Annotated in this window: 11 protein-coding genes; 3 read left to right on the top strand and 8 right to left on the bottom strand. The window is 69.2% G+C overall.

The window, feature by feature from the left end; genetic code table 11:
* Positions 1-49 precede the first annotated feature (49 nt).
* From AB0O89_RS03990 to AB0O89_RS03975, 4 genes are all read right to left on the bottom strand, one after another.
* A complete protein-coding gene (locus AB0O89_RS03990; protein ID WP_363494400.1) occupies positions 50-1,864 on the bottom strand; it encodes an ABC transporter ATP-binding protein in 1,815 nt (604 codons plus the stop codon).
* Entirely contained in the window at positions 1,861-3,684 is a 1,824-nt protein-coding gene (locus AB0O89_RS03985) for an ABC transporter ATP-binding protein (RefSeq protein ID WP_363494398.1), read from the bottom strand. The genes AB0O89_RS03990 and AB0O89_RS03985 overlap by 4 nt, the downstream gene beginning before the upstream one ends.
* Positions 3,685-3,974: 290 nt before the next feature.
* Positions 3,975-4,493, bottom strand: a complete 519-nt coding sequence (locus AB0O89_RS03980; protein WP_363494558.1) for a methylated-DNA--[protein]-cysteine S-methyltransferase — start codon at positions 4,491-4,493, stop codon at positions 3,975-3,977.
* Positions 4,494-4,495: 2 nt separating this feature from the next.
* Positions 4,496-6,004 (bottom strand): AlkA N-terminal domain-containing protein, encoded by a 1,509-nt coding sequence (locus AB0O89_RS03975; protein WP_363494556.1) that lies wholly within the window; start codon positions 6,002-6,004, stop codon positions 4,496-4,498.
* Positions 6,005-6,254: 250 nt separating this feature from the next.
* Here AB0O89_RS03975 and AB0O89_RS03970 point away from each other — a divergent pair, with 250 nt between their 5' ends.
* Entirely contained in the window at positions 6,255-7,673 is a 1,419-nt protein-coding gene (locus AB0O89_RS03970; protein WP_363494396.1) for an NAD(P)/FAD-dependent oxidoreductase, read from the top strand.
* Here the strand turns inward: AB0O89_RS03970 and AB0O89_RS03965 are convergent.
* Positions 7,627-8,817, bottom strand: a complete 1,191-nt coding sequence (locus tag AB0O89_RS03965) for a GDSL-type esterase/lipase family protein (RefSeq protein WP_363494394.1) — start codon at positions 8,815-8,817, stop codon at positions 7,627-7,629. The two genes, AB0O89_RS03970 and AB0O89_RS03965, sit on opposite strands and share 47 nt — an antisense overlap.
* Positions 8,814-9,893 (bottom strand): LacI family DNA-binding transcriptional regulator, encoded by a 1,080-nt coding sequence (locus AB0O89_RS03960; RefSeq protein WP_363494392.1) that lies wholly within the window; start codon positions 9,891-9,893, stop codon positions 8,814-8,816. Before AB0O89_RS03960 ends, AB0O89_RS03965 begins: the two co-directional genes overlap by 4 nt.
* A gap of 99 nt (positions 9,894-9,992) precedes the next feature.
* Between AB0O89_RS03960 and AB0O89_RS03955 the strand changes: the two genes are divergently transcribed.
* Positions 9,993-11,183, top strand: coding sequence for a serine hydrolase domain-containing protein (locus tag AB0O89_RS03955; RefSeq protein ID WP_363494390.1), 1,191 nt, complete (start codon positions 9,993-9,995; stop codon positions 11,181-11,183).
* 13 nt (positions 11,184-11,196) lie between these two features.
* Here AB0O89_RS03955 and AB0O89_RS03950 read toward each other — a convergent pair whose 3' ends face one another.
* Positions 11,197-14,160: a GH92 family glycosyl hydrolase gene (locus AB0O89_RS03950; RefSeq protein ID WP_363494388.1), complete on the bottom strand. Its 2,964-nt coding sequence runs from the start codon at positions 14,158-14,160 to the stop codon at positions 11,197-11,199.
* Positions 14,161-14,299: 139 nt separating this feature from the next.
* Positions 14,300-16,798, bottom strand: coding sequence for a glycoside hydrolase family 2 protein (locus tag AB0O89_RS03945; protein ID WP_363494386.1), 2,499 nt, complete (start codon positions 16,796-16,798; stop codon positions 14,300-14,302).
* Positions 16,799-16,954: 156 nt separating this feature from the next.
* Here AB0O89_RS03945 and AB0O89_RS03940 point away from each other — a divergent pair, with 156 nt between their 5' ends.
* Positions 16,955-18,319 (top strand): extracellular solute-binding protein, encoded by a 1,365-nt coding sequence (locus AB0O89_RS03940; protein WP_363494384.1) that lies wholly within the window; start codon positions 16,955-16,957, stop codon positions 18,317-18,319.
* The last annotated feature ends 73 nt before the right edge of the window (positions 18,320-18,392 follow it).

Raw genomic sequence — 18,392 nt, 5'->3', positions numbered from 1 at the left:
CCTCGGATTCCCCTCCCCCACCGAGGCCCCGTCGCCTTTTTCGGCATCGTCAGACCAGCGACTCCCGCCACGCCGCATGGAGCTGCGCGAACTTGCCCGTTCCCGCGATCAGCGTCTCGGGGGTGTCGTCCTCGATGATCCTGCCGTGCTCCATGACCAGCACCCGGTCGGCGATGGCCACAGTCGACAGGCGGTGCGCGATGATGATCGCCGTGCGGTCTGCCAGGAGCGTTTGCAAGGCATCCTGAATCGCCCGCTCTGACGGGATGTCGAGTGACGCCGTGGCTTCGTCGAGAATCAGCACCGCGGGGTTGGCGAGGAACGCCCGCGCGAACGAGATCAGCTGACGCTGCCCCGCCGAAACGCGGCCGCCGCGCTTGTTCACGTCGGTGTCGTAGCCGTCGGGCAAGGCACGGATGAAGGCATCAGCCCCCACCGCCTTCGCCGCCGACTCGATCTCGTCGAGCGTCGCGTCGGGCTTGCCGAGCGCGATGTTGTCGGCGACCGTGCCGCTGAACAGGTAGGCCTCCTGCGTGACCATGACGATCGCGCGCCGCAGGTCCTTCGGGTGCAGGCGCCGCAGGTCGACCCCGTCGAGGGTCACGGCTCCGCGCGTCGGGTCGTAGAAGCGCGAGACGAGCTTCGCGAGCGTCGACTTGCCCGCCCCCGTCGTGCCGACCAGGGCAATGGTCTGCCCTGCGGGGATGTCGAGCGAGAAGTGCGGCAGGATGACGCGGTCATCCGCGTACCCGAACGTGACGTCTTCGAACGCGACGTGTCCGCGCGCGGTCCACAGGTCGACGGCATCGGTCGGGTCGGGAACCGTCGGCTCCTCCTCCAGCACCCCCGAGACCTTCTCGAGCGCCGCAGTGGCAGCCTGGTACGAGTTCAGGAACATCGCGACCTCCTGCAGAGGTGCGAAGAAGTTCCGCACGTACAGGACGCTTGCCAGCAGGATGCCGATGGCGATCGCACCGTCAGCAACCCGCAGGCCGCCCCAGAGCACGACCAGCGCGATCGAGACCGAGGCGACAGCCATGAGGCCAGGCTCGAACGTGCCGAACAGGCGGATCGAGCGCATGTTCACGTCGCGGTAGTCCTCGGCGACGTCACCGAACTCGTCGTCGTTACGGGGCTCCTTGCGGAAGGCCTTCACCGCACGGATGCCGGTCATCGTCTCGACGAACTTCACGATGAGCTTCGCGCTGATGACCCGCGACTCGCGATAGACGACCTGCGAGCGCAGGTAGAACCAGCGCATCAGCAGGAACAGCGGCACCCCCATGACGGCAAGGATGACTCCGGACTGCCAGTCCAACAGCAACAGTGCGATGAGCGTGAACCCGCCGTACAGCAGTCCCGACACGAGCTGGTTGAGTCCGCCGTCGAGGAGCTCCCGGATCGACTCGAGGTCGCTCGTCTGCCGCGAGATGATGCGGCCGGAGGTGTAGGACTCGTGAAATTCGAGGCTGAGCCGCTGCGTGTGCAGGAAGATGCGCTTGCGAAGGTCCAGCATCACGGCCTGCGTGAGGCGCGCCGCAACGACCGCGAACCAGCCCACGAGGCCCGCGCCGCCGAACCCCGCGACGAGGTAGACGGCGACGACTCCGATGGTCGGCATCCAGTTCGCATCCTGGAGCACCGCCGGAAGCGCGGTGTCGATGCCGTACGCGATCAACGCCGGGCCGGCGACCTGCAGCGCGGTGGAGACGACGAGCACGACGCCGGCGAGCACGACTTGCCACCGCAGCGGCGAGATCAGCGAACCGAGCAGGCGCAGCGAGCGGCGGCGGATGGCGCGACTTTCGTCCTTGGTGTAATCCGACCGGTCTTCGCCGGCCGTACCCACGACTGTGGCACTCATAGGGTCACCTCCCTCTCCCGCAGGCGGGCTTGTTCGTCTTCGAGGCTCGAGATCACGTACCGGTAGTGCTCGCTGTCGCGGAGCAGGTCGGAGTGCGTCCCCACCGCCGTCACCTTCCCGTCCTCGAGCAGGGCGACGCGGTCGGCGAGGGTGACAGTCGACGGACGATGCGCGATGACCAGGGCTGTCGTGTCGGCGAGCACGCGCCGCAGGGCATCCTCGACGAGAGCCTCGGTGTCGACATCCAGTGCCGACAGCGGATCATCGAGAACGAGGACAGCAGGCTTTGCCGCGACGGCGCGGGCAAGCGCCAGACGCTGACGCTGGCCGCCCGACAGGCTGAGGCCCTCTTCGCCGATGACGGTGTCGACACCGTCGGGAAGATCGTCGACGAAGCTCGCCTGCGCGACATCGAGCGCTTCCCGCAGTGCCGCTTCGGCCTCCGGAGATCCGGGGATGAGATCCTCGCGACCGAGCAGCACGTTCTCGCGCACGGTCTGCGAGAACAGCGTCGCATCCTCGAACGCCATGCCGATGTGGGTACGTAGCTCAGCGAGGGTCAGGTCACGGATGTCGACCCCATCGAGCGTCACGCGCCCGCCGGTCACGTCGTACAGACGCGTCGGCAGGGTCGTGAGGGTCGTCTTTCCCGACCCGGTGAGTCCGACCAGGGCCATTGTCTCGCCGGGACGCAGCACGAGATCGACCCCATCGAGCAGGTCGCGCTGGCTGTCCGGCGCGTCCTGGTAACGGAAGTGGACGCCCTCGAACGCCAGCTCGCCGCGGGGAGCTGCAATGGTCTGCGGCTGCTCAGGGTCGGTGATGGTGTCGACCTCGTCGAAGACCTCGAAGATGCGATCGGTAGCGGTGCGGGCATCCAGCAGGAACGAGAAGAGGAATCCGATCGATTCCATCGGCCAGCGCAGCACGGTTGCCATTGCGAAGAACGCGATGAGCTCAGCGGCGTTCAGCTGGCCCATGCTAATGAGCGCGATACCCGCACCGAGGGCGAGGGCGAACGCGATGTCAGGGAGGAGGATCAGCCAGAACCAGATCAGCCCGACAGCGCGCGCCTTGTGGATCTCGGTCTCGCGCAGAGTCTCGGCCTGCCGGGCGAACTTCTGCAGGGCGTGCGATCCGCGACCAAAGGCCTTGAGCACGCGGATGCCGTGCACGCTCTCTTCGACGGAGGTGGCAAGGTCCCCCGCCTGGTCCTGCGACTGGCGGGCCAGGGTTCCGTATCGCTTCTCGAAGCGGTATCCGGCGTACCAGAGGGGCGCGGAGGTGACCAGGAAGATCACCCCGAGCAGCCAGTGCCACTGGAACAGCAGGACCGCACCCACGATGATCGTGAGGACGTTGACCACCAGCAGCACGAGACCGAACGCCAGCCAGCGACGGATGATGCTGATGTCTTGCATCATCCGCGAAAGCAGCTGACCGGACTGCCAGCGGTCGTGGAACGCGACGGGTAGCCGCTGCAGTCGCTGATAGAAGGTGGTTCGCAGCTCGTATTCGACGCGTGTCGAGGGCGCGAGCACGAACCACCGGCGTGCCCACACCATCGCCGCTTCGGCAAGGCCCAGGGCGAGGATCGCTGCTGCGCCCCAGGCGATCTGTCCGGGATCTCCGGAGGCGATCGGGCCGCCGACGATCACCTCGAGGACCAGCGGGAACATGAGGGCCAGCACCGAGGCGAGCATGGCGCTTGCCGCGCCGAGGCCGAGACGCCCGAGCACGGGGCGCGCGAACGGCAGCAGACGGCCCAGGGCACGCAGGGTCGACAGGTGGGGCGTGGGAGAAGAAGGCGTTGCGGTCATGGTCCTTGTGGGAGGGCGAAGCGAACCCGCGGGTGTGCAGGCGGGAGGGCGGCTCCGGGTCAGTGGAGCGCGGATGCGAAGCGTGCGGTCGTGGGCGAGAACGCAGGCGGCGCCGAGAGTATGCCGCGACCGGTCAGGTCGTGGACAGGCGAACTAGTGCGTCGTAGCGGGGCCGCGGTGACGCAGCGGGGCCGCGGCGGCAAGGACGACAGTGCTCGCGACAACAGCGATCTGATACATGGCATCCTCCTTGGCGTACGGGTTGCCGCACGACGCGGCAGCCCTCCAGACTATGCCTGAGAGTCAGCTGAAAGCAAGGACGGATTTTCCCGATCCAGCAGAGACCGCTTGACCTCCAGACCCCATGCGAAGCCGCCGAGGCTCCCGTCCGTGCGCAGCACGCGGTGACACGGTACAAAAAGCGCTGGGGCGTTGCGGGCGCAGACGGATGCCGCCGCCCGCACCGCGGTCGGGTGACCCAGGACCGCGGCGAACGTCGCATACGACAGCGGCGCTCCGGGCGTGATCCGGCGAAGCGCAGCCCATCCGGCCACCTGCCCCGGCGTGCCGAACTGCCGGACCGGCACCTCATCGATCGCCGCGAGATCACCGGCGTAGTACGCGCGGACAGCAGCTGCGGCATCCGTCGTGCCCGGGCGGATATCCGCGGGCCGATCTGCCGGACGGATGCGCTCCGCGATGCGTTCCACCGAGTCTGTCCACCCGGAGGAGAGCACCGCACCGTCGCCCGCAGCGAGGATCGCGAACGGGCCGTCGGGGGTGTCGACGACCTCGAAAACGGCGGTCATGGTCATGTTGGGACCTCCTCAGCAAGCGCGCTCAGCGCAGGGGTACGGGTGGTGCGGGTGCGGGCGGCCGCAGTGCGGATGGGGCGGGCGGGAACGGCCCGCCACAGGTGCGCGCTCAGGTAGCTGCGCCAGGGCGCGGCCGTCGCAGCCCACACCTCGAGCCCGTCCGCGGGGATGCCAAGCGCCAGGGCCCCGCTTCGGACGGCGACGTCGGTGGGCAAGAAGACGTCGGGGTCGCCGAGCACCCGCATCCGTACGTAGTCGGCAGTCCAGGGACCGACGCCGGGCAGCGCGAGGAGGGCGCGGCGCTGGTCGACGCCGTCGTCGGCGATCGTGAGGGTCAGCTCCCCCTCGGCCAGGGCCCCCGCGGCGCCGACGATCGATCGGATGCGGGCAGCAGGACCCCGCAGCACCTCGGCGCCGTGGTCGGCGATCGCTGCCATCGTCGGGAACAGTCGTGTCAGCCCGTCGGGCCCCGGCACTTCTTCGCCGAGAGCCTCGGCGAGCGCGGTCAGCGCCGTGCGTGCTGCGGCGACACTGATCTGCTGGCCGACCATCGCGCGGATGAGCATCTCGTGCGGGTCCGCAGCGCCAGGAACCCGGATGCCGGGAATCGCGCGAACGCGCGGCGCGAGGCGCGGATCGCGCGAAAGCGCAGCGTCGATCGCGAGGGGATCGGCATCCAGATCGAAGATGCGGCGAACGCGGGCAACGAGGGCGGCAAGGTCGGGAAGAGCGGTCACCGCGGCGCGCAGGCGCACGGTGTCGGCATCCGATCTCACCTCGAACCATGCCGGGCCCGATGCCAGTCGCAGCGTGCGCGCGAAAGATCTCTCACCCGCCTCCTCGACTCCCGGCAGCGCACGCGCGCTCATCCACGCGAACAGGCCGTCGGCGTCGAATGGTCCTCGCACGGGCAGCGCGAGGTCGATGACTCCCTCGGCTGACTCGGTGCCCGTGCGCCTGACGCGCACCTCGAGCGGTGTGAGGTCGAAGACCTCGCGGATCGTGTCGTTGAACTGCCGAACGCTCGCGAACCCCGACGCGAAGGCGACGTCGGATGCCGGCATCGCCGTGCCCACGAGCAGCATCCGAGCCGTGTGTGCTCGCTGCGCACGACTGAGCGCGAGTGGGCCGGCGCCGAGCTCTGCCGTCAGCAGCCTCGTGAGGTGTCTCGGCGAATAGCCCAGGCGACGAGCGAGCCCGGGAACACCCTCGCGCTCGATGACCCCGTCGGCGATGAGGCGCATCGCCCGCGCCGCGACGTCGCCGCGCACATCCCAGTCCGGGGAGCCGGGAGCTGCCTCAGGCAGGCACCGCTTGCAGGCGCGATACCCGGCCTCGTGCGCGGCGGCGCTGGTCGGGTAGAACGTCACGTTGGCGGGCTTGGGTGTGCGGGCCGGGCAGCTGGGCCGGCAGTAGATCCCCGTCGAGCTGACCGCGGTCACGAACTGACCATCGAAGCGGCTATCGCGCGATTGGATCGCGGCATACCGTTCGTCGAAGGTCATCGAGAGCACGGGTCAAGCTTCGCACTCCCGACCCCCGCCCACTGGCGGAAATCAGACACGACAGCGGCGGCATCCACGACCCCCCGACGCTCGCCTGTGCTGCTGCAGCCGCGCTCGCGCGCGAACGGTGGGCGCATCTTGTCGCGTCCAAGGGGCGGATGCGGCAATTCGCGCCCATTTCCTCGCCGGGTCGCGACAATCTGCGCCCACTTCCCAGGACGCGGGCGCGTTGGGCGGGTTACCGTGGCATATGGGCGCGCGCGAGTATGACCTTGTTGTGATCGGGGCGGGACCTGTCGGTGAGAACGTCGCCGACAGGGCCGTGCAGGGGGGCCTGCGGGTCGCCATCGTGGAGAGCGAACTCGTCGGTGGCGAGTGCTCGTACTGGGCCTGCATGCCCTCGAAGGCACTGCTGCGAAGCGGGGCGGTGCTGCGGGCGGCTCGAGCGGTGGACGGCGCAAAGCAAGCAGTCACCGGCGAGCTCGATGTTGCCGCCGCCCTCGCGCGCCGCACCCGGATGACGCACGACTGGAACGATGCGTCGCAGGTCGAGTGGCTCGAGAAGGCGGGGATCGACCTGGTGCGGGGACATGCCCGTATCGCGGGCCGCAAGCGGGTCGAGGTCACCAGGCCCGGCGGCGAGGTTGTCGACCTCATCGCCACCCATGCCGTCGCGGTGTGCACCGGATCGGCGGCCCTGCTGCCGAACACCCCGGGGCTGCGCGAGATCGAGCCGTGGACGAGCCGCGAGGCGACGAGCGCCGAGTCCGCACCCTCTTCACTCGCGATCATCGGCGGCGGGGTCGTCGGGTGTGAGATGGCAACCGCGTACGCGAGTTTCGGCACCGCGGTGACCCTGATCGCGCGGTCCGGGCTGCTGGGCGGTATGGAGCCGTTCGCGGGTGAGATGGTCGCCGAGGCACTGACGGCGCAGGGAGCCCAGGTCCGCACCGGGGTTGATGTCGTCTCGGCATCCCGCGACGCAAGCGGCCGCACCCTTACGCTCTCGGACGGAACATCGGTCACGGCGGATGAGGTCCTGGTGGCCACCGGACGAGTGCCACGCACCGCAGACCTGGGCCTGGAATCCGTCGATCTGACACCGGGCACGTGGCTGGATGTCGACGACACGATGCTGGTGCACGGTACCGATTGGCTGTATGCGGTCGGCGACGTGAATCACCGCGCCCTCCTCACCCATCAGGGCAAGTACCAGGCGCGCGCCGCGGGAGATGTCATCGCCGCCCGCGCGCGCGGTTCGCACGTCGACACGTCCCGCTGGGGCACCCATGTCGCAACCGCCGACCACGATCATGTCCCGCAGGTGACCTTCACCGACCCGGAGGTCGCCTCGGTCGGTATGACCGCCGAGCGGGCGGAAGCGGCGGGGATCAATATCCGGGTGCTGGACTACGACCTCTCCTGGGTCGCTGGCGCCTCAACGGTCTCGGATGACTACCGCGGTCAGGCACGTGCTGTCGTCGACCGGGAACGCGACGTCTTGGTCGGGGCGACCTTTGTGGGCCCGGATGTCGCGGAGCTGCTGCACTCGGCCACGATTGCCATCGTCGGCGAGGTCCCCCTGAGCAGACTCTGGCACGCGGTGCCGTCGTACCCGACAGTCAGCGAGGTCTGGCTGCGCTGGCTGGAGGCCTACGGGCGTCCCTGACCTCGCGCGGGTCGAGGACCGCGCCAGGCGCGAACGCGGCTGCGGCGAACCGATGCCCCATCCGCACGTAGGCATCGGCACTCGGGTGCAGCCCGTCGGGGAGATCTCCGGTCTCGGACTCGGCGAGCAACGCACGCCCATCGAGGTAGAGCAGGTTCGGGTCGTCGTCCCGCGCGCGCAGGACGCTGTCGATCGCCTCACGCACGACTCTGAGGCTCATCGCACCGCGCTCGAGTTCACCCGGATGGCCCGCGCTCGCGCACTGACCCGTGAGCGGATCGATCACCGTCGGCCCGGGAAGATGCTCGTGCGCGGGGCACGGAATCGGTCCGAGGAAAAGCAACGGAGTCTCCGGATGCCCGTCCCGCACGGTATCGAGGAACCCGTGGAGCACCGGTTCAAACATCCGTCTGCGCATCAGGTCGCCGTTGACGACATTGACCCCGATCTCGACGCTGATGAGATCGGCCGGGAGGTCCCGGATCGTCCGCGCCACAAACGGATCGCCCACCGCGTTGCCACTGAAACCGAGACTGCGCAGGCTTACTCCCCCGGCCGCCGCAGCCACGGCCGGCCACGTGAGAGTCGGGGCGAGGGCCTCACCGCACTGGCTGATCGAGGAGCCGTGGTGGACCCACACGGGGCGGTCATCGAGGGGCGGATGCAGCTGGGCATCCGCGCTGATACTGACAAGTTCCATCGCCGTCGAGTGCGGAAGCCACAGCTCCACGCTCTTCATCCGCGGAGAGAGTCCGTCAAACCGTGCGTGCACAGCACCCCGCTGCTGGGTCGAGTCGCCGTTCGCATCGATGAGTGTCTGCGCGTCGACCCCGAAGACCCGGGTCGCGACGACCTCACCGTCGATGACAAGCTGCACGGTGGCGGGGATCGTCGCACCGACCGACGGGTCGATACCGATCACCACGAACTCGAGGTCGAGCAGGGTGGCCGCGGTCGCGGTGGCGATCCGCAGGCCAGAGCCCATTCCGACGACAAAGTCGAACACCCGGTCGGGGATCTGTCGGCGCGTCCACGCGGGGAGACGGCGCGGGCGAACGCCGAGCTCGCCAGGATCGAGGTCGAGCGCTCCGACGATCGGCGCCTCGGCTGCCGGGAATGCGTACCGGTGGATCGCCGTGCTCACGAGCCCGCCGGCGGCAGATAGGTCACGGGCGGCGCGGTCGCCGAACGCAAGAGCGCCTCAACAAGGTCGAGCCGTCGGTCATCGCCCTCGCCGCGCGTCGATGCGCCCGGAGCGATGTCGGGCGCGACCGGTGCTCGATCGCCCTCATCCCCCTCGAGGGCTGCGAGCAGGTAGGCGCCGGCTCGCTCGCCGACCAGTTCCAGGTGTGGGTCGACGGACGTCAGGTAGGGCTTGGTGTCTTCGCCGTACCCCGCCACGTTGTCGTAGCCGACGATCGCCACATCGGCGGGAACCCGCCGACCACGCGCCTCCAGCGCCGCAGCGAGGCCGACGGCGATGCCGTCGTTGCCCGCGAACACGCCGTCCACATCCGGCAGTGCAGCAAGCAGGCGCTCCGCCGATGCCTGACCCCATGCGCGGGTGAACTCGCCGTGCAAAACGACCTCGCACCTAATGCCCGCCTCATCCAGGGCAGCGCGGAAGCCGGCTTCGCGTTCCTTCACTGACGGGAGATCGGCACCAGCGGTGACATGCGCGATGCGCTTCCGGCCCTGCGCCAGCAGTTCGCGCGCGGCGAGCGCCCCGCCGGCGAACTCATCGGGGTAAACGCCGACCGCGTGCGGCGGATCGTGCGGGCCGAAGGCGTGGACGATCGGGCCGTCGAATCGCTCCTCGAGCGCTGCGATCGCGACATCCGGACCCTCGCCGATGACGACGATGCCATCGACCTGCCGGTCGAGCATGTGCCGGATGTGATCGCGCCGCGTGGCCGGATCGTGTCGGGCATCGAAGAGCAGGCTTGCAAGGTCCTGCGAGCTGAGCGCTCTGTTGACCCCGATGAGCACTGGCATGCAGAAGGCGCCGGCGGCATTCTCGGCGAGCACCCCGATCGTGCGGCTGCGCCCCAGCGCAACGCTTCGAGCGAGCGCGTTCGGGCGATAGTCGAGCTCTTTCGCGACATCCAGCACCCGCTTTCGCGTCTCGTCGGCGACACGGCCGGTGCCGTTCATCACCTGGGACGCGGTGGGAACTGACACGCCCGCCGCGCGGGCGACATCGGCGAGTCGGACTGCCATCGTCACCACCTTCGGTTGAATCCTGCGTGCAGAAGTGCGCGCCGGGAGCTTATCGTGGAGAGTATATGCCAAAGCGCTTAGTCACCCGAAGGAGGGCCGATGATGCCCCGTCCCACAGTGCATGGTGAGGTGGCTCCCGGATGGGAACCACTCGCCGATGCGGTAGCCGACGTCCTCGACACGGATGCCGCAGGCGCCGCGGTTGCCATTGTCCACGACGGTGACCTCGTCGTGGACCTGTGGGGCGGCACTGATCCCCTCAGCTCTCGCGCGTGGGAGCGCGACAGCGTCGTGCTCGCCTTCTCTGCAGCCAAGGGGATGGTGGCCCTCCTGGTCGCCCAGCAGATCCAGGCAGGCACCATCGACCCCGGGGCCCCGGTCGCCCAGTACTGGCCGGAGTTCGCGGCGGCCGGCAAGGCAGATATCACCGTGGGCGACGTCCTCACCCATGTCGCGGGAGTCCCCGTGCTGCCGCTGCGGGGCCTCTCCGATCTGCTCGATCCCGTCGACCTCGCGGCCAGGCTGGCCCCAGAGCCGCCCGCGTACCCGCCGCGATCGGCGCGGATCTATCACATCCTCAGCTACGGGACGATCCTCGCCGAAGTGCTGCGCCGTGTCACCGGGCGAGGGCTCGGCGAGCTCCTCCGCGACGAGGTCACTGCACCGCTCGGCGCCTCGATGTGGTTCGGCACGCCCGCATCGGCCGAGTCCCGAGTTCTGCTGTCGCTCATGGGTCCCGTCGAGCCGGCACCGCTGCCCGAGGTGACCACCGGGCCGAACGCGGCAGCGTGCGAGGCCGCCTACCTCTCGACGGCACAGATCATCCCGGTCTTCGAGCGCGTCGACGACCAAATCGGCACAGAGATGATGAACACGGCATCCTTCCGGGCAGCGCAGATCGGCGGCGGTGGTCTCGTCTCGGATGCCCGCTCCCTCGCCCGCGCCTACGGAGCGTGCGTCGCTCCGGTCGACGGCGTGCGCCTGCTGGATGACGAGACCGTCGCTGTTGTCTCAGCCGATCACCTCAACGGCATCGCGGAGCCGGTGTGCCGCGCGGACGCTGGCACGACGACCCGATGGGGACTCGGCTTCGAGATCTCTCACCCCGCCAACCCGATGCTCGGGGACGGATCCTTCGGGCACGCTGGCATGGGCGGACGGCTGGCCTTCGCCCACGCACCGAGCCGGCTGGGCTTCGCGTTCGTTGGCCAACGGATGTCGTTCCCACCGCCGGGCGAGGATCCTCGATGGCACCGGCTGCTCGCCGCAACGGCCGCCGTGCTCGGCTAAGTCGCCGTGATACTCAGCCGATCGTGGCTGCCAGGAGCTGGACCAGGGTGAGGCTCGCTCCCCGCGCACCCCACACGATCTCGACCTGCCGCGTCCCCGGTGGCACGGGCACGGCGAAGGGCCGCGCCTGCTGACGCCAGGGCCAGTGCTCGTCGTGGAAATCTGCGATGGGCTTTCCGTCCGCGAGCAGCCGAAAGGCGTACGACCCGGCCTCCTCGAGCCCCAGGACGAGCAGTGGTTCGTCAGCGAACGCACCCGCAGGCCTGAGGTCAAGCATCCGACTCTCCCCCGGCCCGATCAGCCCGAGCTGAACGGGCCCGTCGATGAGATCCTGCAGCGCGAGCTGCTCAACGCCGTCCGGCGCGAAGAAGGGGCGCGACGCGGGCGCGTCAGCCCACCGCACCGGCTCGGACCCGAGTTCGATCACCCACTCCCCTCCGGCGCGGAGCTCCCGCAGCGAGACATCCGGGCGCGTCCACTCGGCACCGTCGCGTCGCACGGAACGGATGTAGCGATCGGATGCCGAACGCCGCGTCGCGCGCAGCACGAGCTCCTCTCCGCCGACCGGCCGCAGCCGCGCCTCCGGCACCTGCGGTGCGGTCAGCAGCAGCATCCCCGAGCCGGGCTGGTACGGCGCGAGCCCGAGGGTCGTGAACAGGTGCCATGCCGACATCTCCCCGTTGTCTTCGTCACCGGGATAGCCCTGCCCGAGGCGGATGCCGCGAAACAGGCGCCGGGCGGCGTCAGTCAGCACCTCGTCGGTTCGCCAGGGTCGGTCGCTGTGCGCGTACATCCACGGCACGTGGTGCGCCGGCTGATTTGAGGGCGCCCACATGCCGCGGCGGATGTCGCGAGCCTCAGCCATCTCATGAATAACGCGCCCGTAGCTTCCCGCGAACCGTGCCCGTCCGGTTTCGGGTTCGGCGAAGGCGGCATCCAACGCCTCCCCAAGGCCGCGAGGGCCCCCGAACAACCGGGCCAGCCCCGCGCCGTCATGCGGAGCAGAGAACCGCTGCCCCCAGGCGTTGGTCTCGGTGTGCGCGCCGCCCCAGACCCGCGGATCGAAGGGCTCGTCCGCCCATGCGCCGTTGTCATCCCGGGGCCGGAAGAACGTCGTGTGCGGGTCCCAGACCGACGTGTACGCGAGCGCTCGGTGAGCGAGGTAGCGTGCTTCAGCCTGATATCGCGCCGCCCTTCCCGGGTCAGCGCGGGACGCCGCACAGGCGAGGACGGCGGCACCGGCATCCGCGATCGCACCTTCGAGCGTCCACGACACTGATTCGGGGGTGCCGGCGCTGACCCATCCCCGCCGTAGGGAGTCGACGAGCTCGCGGCGACCGAAGCGCGGATCATCGGATGCGCAGGTCGCGTTGCGGAGCGCAGCCGCGTAGGCAGTGTCGAGATCGATGCCCTCAAGCCCCGCACTGACGAAGTCGGCGGCGATGACATCCAGGCTCGTGCCGACCATGGCATCCAGCGAGGTTCCGGCCGTCCAGCGCGGCGACCACCCGCCCTCGCGGACATGTTCGAGCATGCCGTCGAGAAGGTCGACGGCCCGGCCCGGCGCGAGCAGCGCGTACGCGGGCCACGCGGTGCGATAGGTATCCCAGAAGCCGTTGTTGGTCAGCATCCGTCCCGCCCGCACGGCACGACCCGTCCGCGCCGCGGTGTCGGGGCTCTCGCGTCTCGTGGGGCTGGGGTAGCTCGGTCCGGCATCGGTGTCTTCGTCGTGCCGCGAGGGAAAGAGGAAGAGTCGGTACAGGTCGCTGGCCACCAGGGCACGCTGTTCGTCGGTGCCTGTCACCTCGACGGTGCCGAGCACCTCGTCCCACCGGTCCTGGGCTTCGCGCGCAAGCTCGGCCACGCTGCGGCCTGCGACCGCCGCCGCGGCAGCGCGCGCAACCTCGAGCGAGATCTGGGAGGAACCGACGGTGATCGAGAGAGTCCCCGCATCAGCGTCGAAGGACGATCCGCCAGTGCCGGTCCGCACCCGAACGCCCGCACCGCGGAGGATCACCGCATGAAAGCCGCGGAGCGGATCGGCCTCGTGGGGGCTCGGAAGCACGCTCGCGACGTCGACCTCGATGACGCCCTGCGCTCCGTCGCGAACGTCGAGAATCTCCACCGGCGCCCCGGGAGCGCAGAGCGCGATGCGGCCGGCGGCAGGAAAGGTCACCTCGACGCGCGCGGCGTGATCGGTAGCCGCCGCGTCAATCCGGATGCCCTCGACAGTGTCGAGGCTGTACCGGTGTGGCTCGGCCCGCTCGGCGCCGTGGTCGAAGACGGCAGAGGGAGGATCGTCACTGCCGGCAAGGCCGAGCCGGAGGGCGAGCGCGCCGCGGTCTCCGATCCAGATGCTCGGCGACCGGGAGATCAGCAGCCCCTGCAAAACGGGGAGCGGCCCCGTGCCGTGCGCGTTCCAGGAGTACGTCCAGTGCGGGTTGTCGAGGCTGGTGGCGGGCGTGAGCTGGATGCCGCCCTGGGGCACCGCCGCCGCGGGCTGGGTGAGTCCGCGGGAGCGGTCGGGTGAGGAGTGACTGCCGCGGGTGGTCAGCACCCGCTCGCTCGGAGACGAGGATGCCGCGAGCGCACGCGCCTTCTCCACGCGCGGACCCGAGACCCACCCCTCCAGCCGCTTCCCGACCGGGCCTGTGGCTCCAGGCGGGTCGATGACGAGCTCCACCGCGGACACCACAGCTCCTACCAGTGGCGCCAGGGAGATGCGCCGCTGGTTCCACTGGTCGGGAAAGTCCAGATCGGCGCGCCCGCGCGCGGCGCTGCCCGTGCCGTCGATTTCGAGCGCCTGCTTCTCGAGCAGGCGTCGCCCGTCAGCCGTGCGCAGATCAAGGGCCACGGATGCCGCGCGAAACCCGTCACCGATCTGTGCCGCGTTCTCGTCGAAGCGCGGGTAGAGCTCCCAGACGAGCTCGTCGTCGGCTTCGATGGGGCGGCCGGGCAGATCGGCGACGATCGGCATCCGCAGCGCACCGCCGGGCTGCGCCGGGACGCGATAGCGGACGCAGCGGCCCGCGAGAGGCCCCGCCCCGGCCGCCGAGGCAGGAGGGGCCGGCGGCCCGGGGTGGGGTTCGCACTCTGCGCGGGTCACGCCGCCCTCGTCATGCCGCGCTCGCCCGGCGCGCGGCCTTCTCGGCCTCGAGCTGCGCGAGACCACGATAGGACTCGTCGCGGGCTGTCGCGGCGTGCGCAGTCTGGACGATGGCGCGGACCGCATCCACGGTGAAGGCCTCAGGATGGGCGGTGCGAATCGTCCACGTCGCGGACTCACCAGGCAGGAGCGTCAGCAGGTTCTGTTCGGCGTGGGCGTCCACGGCCAGCGCATCGACGGGGAGGAAGGTATCCCGCATCAGACTCTGGGCGGTGATCACGACCGACACGCTAGTCGCACCCGGGGTGACCTCGACAGCGAAGTCGGGGGCGGCATCCGGATACTCACGGTCGACGCCGCCAAGCAGCACGCTCCGGCGGGCTCCGGCCGTTGCCACGAGCAGCTCGTCGACGCCGAGATCCTCGCCGAGCCCGGCAAGCTCCAGCCGCAGCGCCGTATGCGCGGGAGCCGACGAGCGAATCACCTCGCGCCCGACCAGGCTGCCGCGCCGCCAGCGCTGCACGTCGATCTCGGTGTCCCAGGCGTCGGCCGTGCTGTTGCACGCGAACAGAGCGGGTCCGTCATCCTCGTGGCGCAGCACGACGATCTGATCGCCGTACGCCTCGCGCACGGCGTACGCGACGGGCTTCCACCTGTCGGCGACGTCGATGACCGACCACGACAGCGAAGGCCAACAGTCATTGAGCTGCCAGATCACGGTTCCCGCGCAGTACGGCTCCAGCGTACGGAACCGCTCAACACCGAATCGCACGGCCCGCGCCTGATTGAGCTGGGCGAGCCAGTACCACTCATCGAAGTCGGTCGGCACACCGAAGTGGATGTCGAGCACGTCGTTGATCCGCTCGGTGCCGCCCTCGGCCTTCTGCCGCTGGATCGTGCCGGGGCTGAACGGCGCGTGGCTGCCTTCGTGCACGGCTGCCTCGAAAGTGGCACGCGTCGGCGGACCCTGGAAGCCGAACTCCGACACGAAGCGGGGACGTGTCTGGTCATATTCGCGGTAGTCGCCGGGAACCCACAGGTGCACGACGCCGCGAGTCGGGTCGTTGGGATCCTCCCAGCGACCGCCCGACGACGGGCTGCCGAACAGATAGGTGCGCGCAGGATCGAGGTCGGCGACCACCCGCGGCAGGATGTCGAAGTAGAACCTGTCACCCCAGGTCTTGCCCTCGAGTACCGTCTCCCAGTCCTGCACGAACCAGAACCACAGGTTCTCGTTGTTGGCGTTCCACAGCACGAGGCTCGGATGCGGCATGAGCCGGGACACGTTGTCGCGCGCCTCAGCCTCGACCTCGGTGGCGAACGGCTCTTCTTCGGGGTAGGCGGCGCACGCGAACAGGAAGTCCTGCCAGACGAGCATCCCCGCCTCGTCGCACGCGCGGTAGAACTCGTCGTCCTCGAAGACGCCGCCGCCCCACACGCGGATGAGGTTTGCCCCGAGCGCCTGCGCCTCGGCGATCCGACGGCGGTAGTCTGCGGGGGTCACGGTGGCGATGGAGGTGTCGTCGGGGATCCAGTTGAAGCCCCGGATGAACATCGGCTCGCCGTCGACGACGACGCGGAATCCGACGCCCTCGGCATCCGGCCGCTGCTCCACGACGATGTCGCGGAATCCGACCCGCTCGGTTCGTTCGTCGAGGACCTCGTCGCCGCGGCGGAGGGTCACCGTGAGATCGTGCAGGGCCTGCTCGCCGAGACCCGCCGGCCACCAGCGCGCGGGGTGCGGGACGGGAAGGCTGCCACGCACCCGATCCACGCCGGGATCGACCGAGAGCTCGACCACCGATGCTCCGACGCGCGCCTCCACGACGAGCGCTTCCCCGCGACCCTGGGCGGTGCGAACGAGGTCGATGTCGAGGTCGACCACACCGTCGTCGCCGCGCAACGCTGCCGTCGGACGGACGGCGTCGAGCCGCGCGGTAGACCACGCCTGGATCTCGACAGTGCGCCAGATGCCTGCGCCGGGAAGGGCTGGACCCCAGTCCCAGCCGAAATCGCAGGCCTTCTTGCGCAGGAACGGAGCGACCGGGCTGAAGGCGCTCGGGCGGGCTCCGAGCCGGTCACGCTCTCGTTCACCGGCCGGGATGGGAGCCTGCAGGGTCAGTCGCAGGTCGGCGCGGCCGCGGCGCAGTTCGGGAACGTCGACCCGCCACGTACGGTGCATGTTGCGACTACTCCCCCGCGGGATCTCGTCGATGAAGACCTCTGCGAGCGTGTCGACGCCGAAGAAGACGAGCTCGACACGTTCGGCATCCGCTCGAGGAATCGCGGGCAGCGTCGTCGCGTACTCCCAGTCGGTGCGCCCGATCCACGAGACAATGCGCTCATTGTCATCGACGACGGGGTCCGGAATCGCTCCGGCGTTGCGCAGTGCGGTGTGGACATCGCCGGGTACCGGCGCGGGGAACTCGTGTCCGACGACATCGTCGGGCACCGGGCCAGCCAGCGGGCGCAGTCGCCACGTCTGGTCGACGGAGTGTCGAGTGAGCATCATTGACTTTCTCGGCCGCGATCACGGACGGAATCGGGATGGTCTTGCATTGCGGCGACCATCGAGCTATCGTGCAAAAGCGCTTTGGCATCTGGCGATGTCCAAAGTACAACACGCACCGAGTGTCGGCAATCCGACACGAGAAAGAGAGTTTCGATGAGGAAACACCGCGCACGCCGCATCATCCTCGGCGTCACAGCAATCACAGCCGTCACCGTTGGCGCACTGACAGGTTGCTCGAGCGAGCCCACCCCCGAGGGGCCCGTCGAGCTGGTCATCGGCAACAAGCCGGCTGCCACCGAAACAGCACGTCTGGCACTGTTCGAGGACAACCTTGCCGCCTTCCAGGAGGAGCACCCGAACTACGAGATCACCGCCGTCGAGGACGGCTGGGACGCGCAGACCTTCGCCGCCCGGCTCGCCTCGGGCGACCTGCCCACGGTCGTCGGTGTTCCCTTCACCGAGATTCGTGGCCTGATCGAGCGCGGTCAGGTCGCCGACATCACGGATGCCGTGAACCAGACCGGTGTTGTCGACATCCTGAACCCGCAGCTGGTCGACATGGTCACCGCGGATGGGAAGTACTACGGCGTCCCCACGATGGCGTATGCCATGGGGCTCATCTACAACCGCGACCTGTTCACACAGGCAGGCCTTGACCCCGACGCTCCGCCGACCACATGGGACGAGGTTCGCGAGGCGGCCAAGACCATCAAGGACACGACCGGCGTGTACGGTTTCGCTCAGGTCACCACCGACAACCAGGGTGGGTGGGTGCTCGGCGCTCAGATCGACTCGCGTGGCGGGTCGCTGGTGAACGAGACCGGTGACACCATCACGTTCGACGCCCCTCCCGCCGACGACTCGCTCCAGCTCCTGCACGACATGCGCTGGGTCGATGACAGCCTCTCGCCGAACGGCCTCATGACCGCGATGGACCTTGCGCAGAGCTTCGGTGGCGGGCAGACCGCGATGTTCGTGCTGCAGTCGGATGCCTACCAGCCCCTGACCGAGCTGCTCGGCTTCCCCGCGGCGAACTTCGGATTCGCGGCGATGCCGACCGAGGAAGCCGGGGAGAACCCGATCACCCTGTCGGGCGGGAACATCGACATCGTGAGCCCCAATGCGGATGCCGCACAGATCCAGGCCGCCGTGGAGTGGATCCAGTTCAACCAGCTGGGCAAGTACTCCTCGGAGGAGGCCGCTCGCGCCAACGCCGAGGCTCTTGCCGCCGGTGGCGGTGCCGTTGCGATCCCCGGTCTTCCGGTCGTGACCCCCGACATGTACACGCAGTACCTGGAGTGGATCTCCGACCTGAACAACGTGCCGCTGGAGAATTTCGCACCGTACCTCAGCCGCTTCGCCGACCAGACGGTCGTCGGAGAGCCTCCGGTAAAGGGCCAGGACATCTACGCGACACTGGATCCGGTCGTTCAGGCAGTCATCACTGACCAAAACGCCGACATCCCGACCCTGCTCAGCGGCGCCGCAACCGCCGCGCAGGACGCTCTGGACCGCTGAGGCCCAGAGCCCTCCCCGACGGGTGGTGCGGCGCGCCCGAACGCCGCACCACCCGCACTCACCCCGCAGTAAC

Origin of the sequence: Microbacterium sp. NPDC076895 (assembly GCF_040687115.1) — a bacterium.
Lineage (GTDB): Bacteria > Actinomycetota > Actinomycetes > Actinomycetales > Microbacteriaceae > Microbacterium.
Note: the sequence above shows the minus strand (reverse complement) of the source record. Positions and strands in the feature narration are given on the sequence as shown.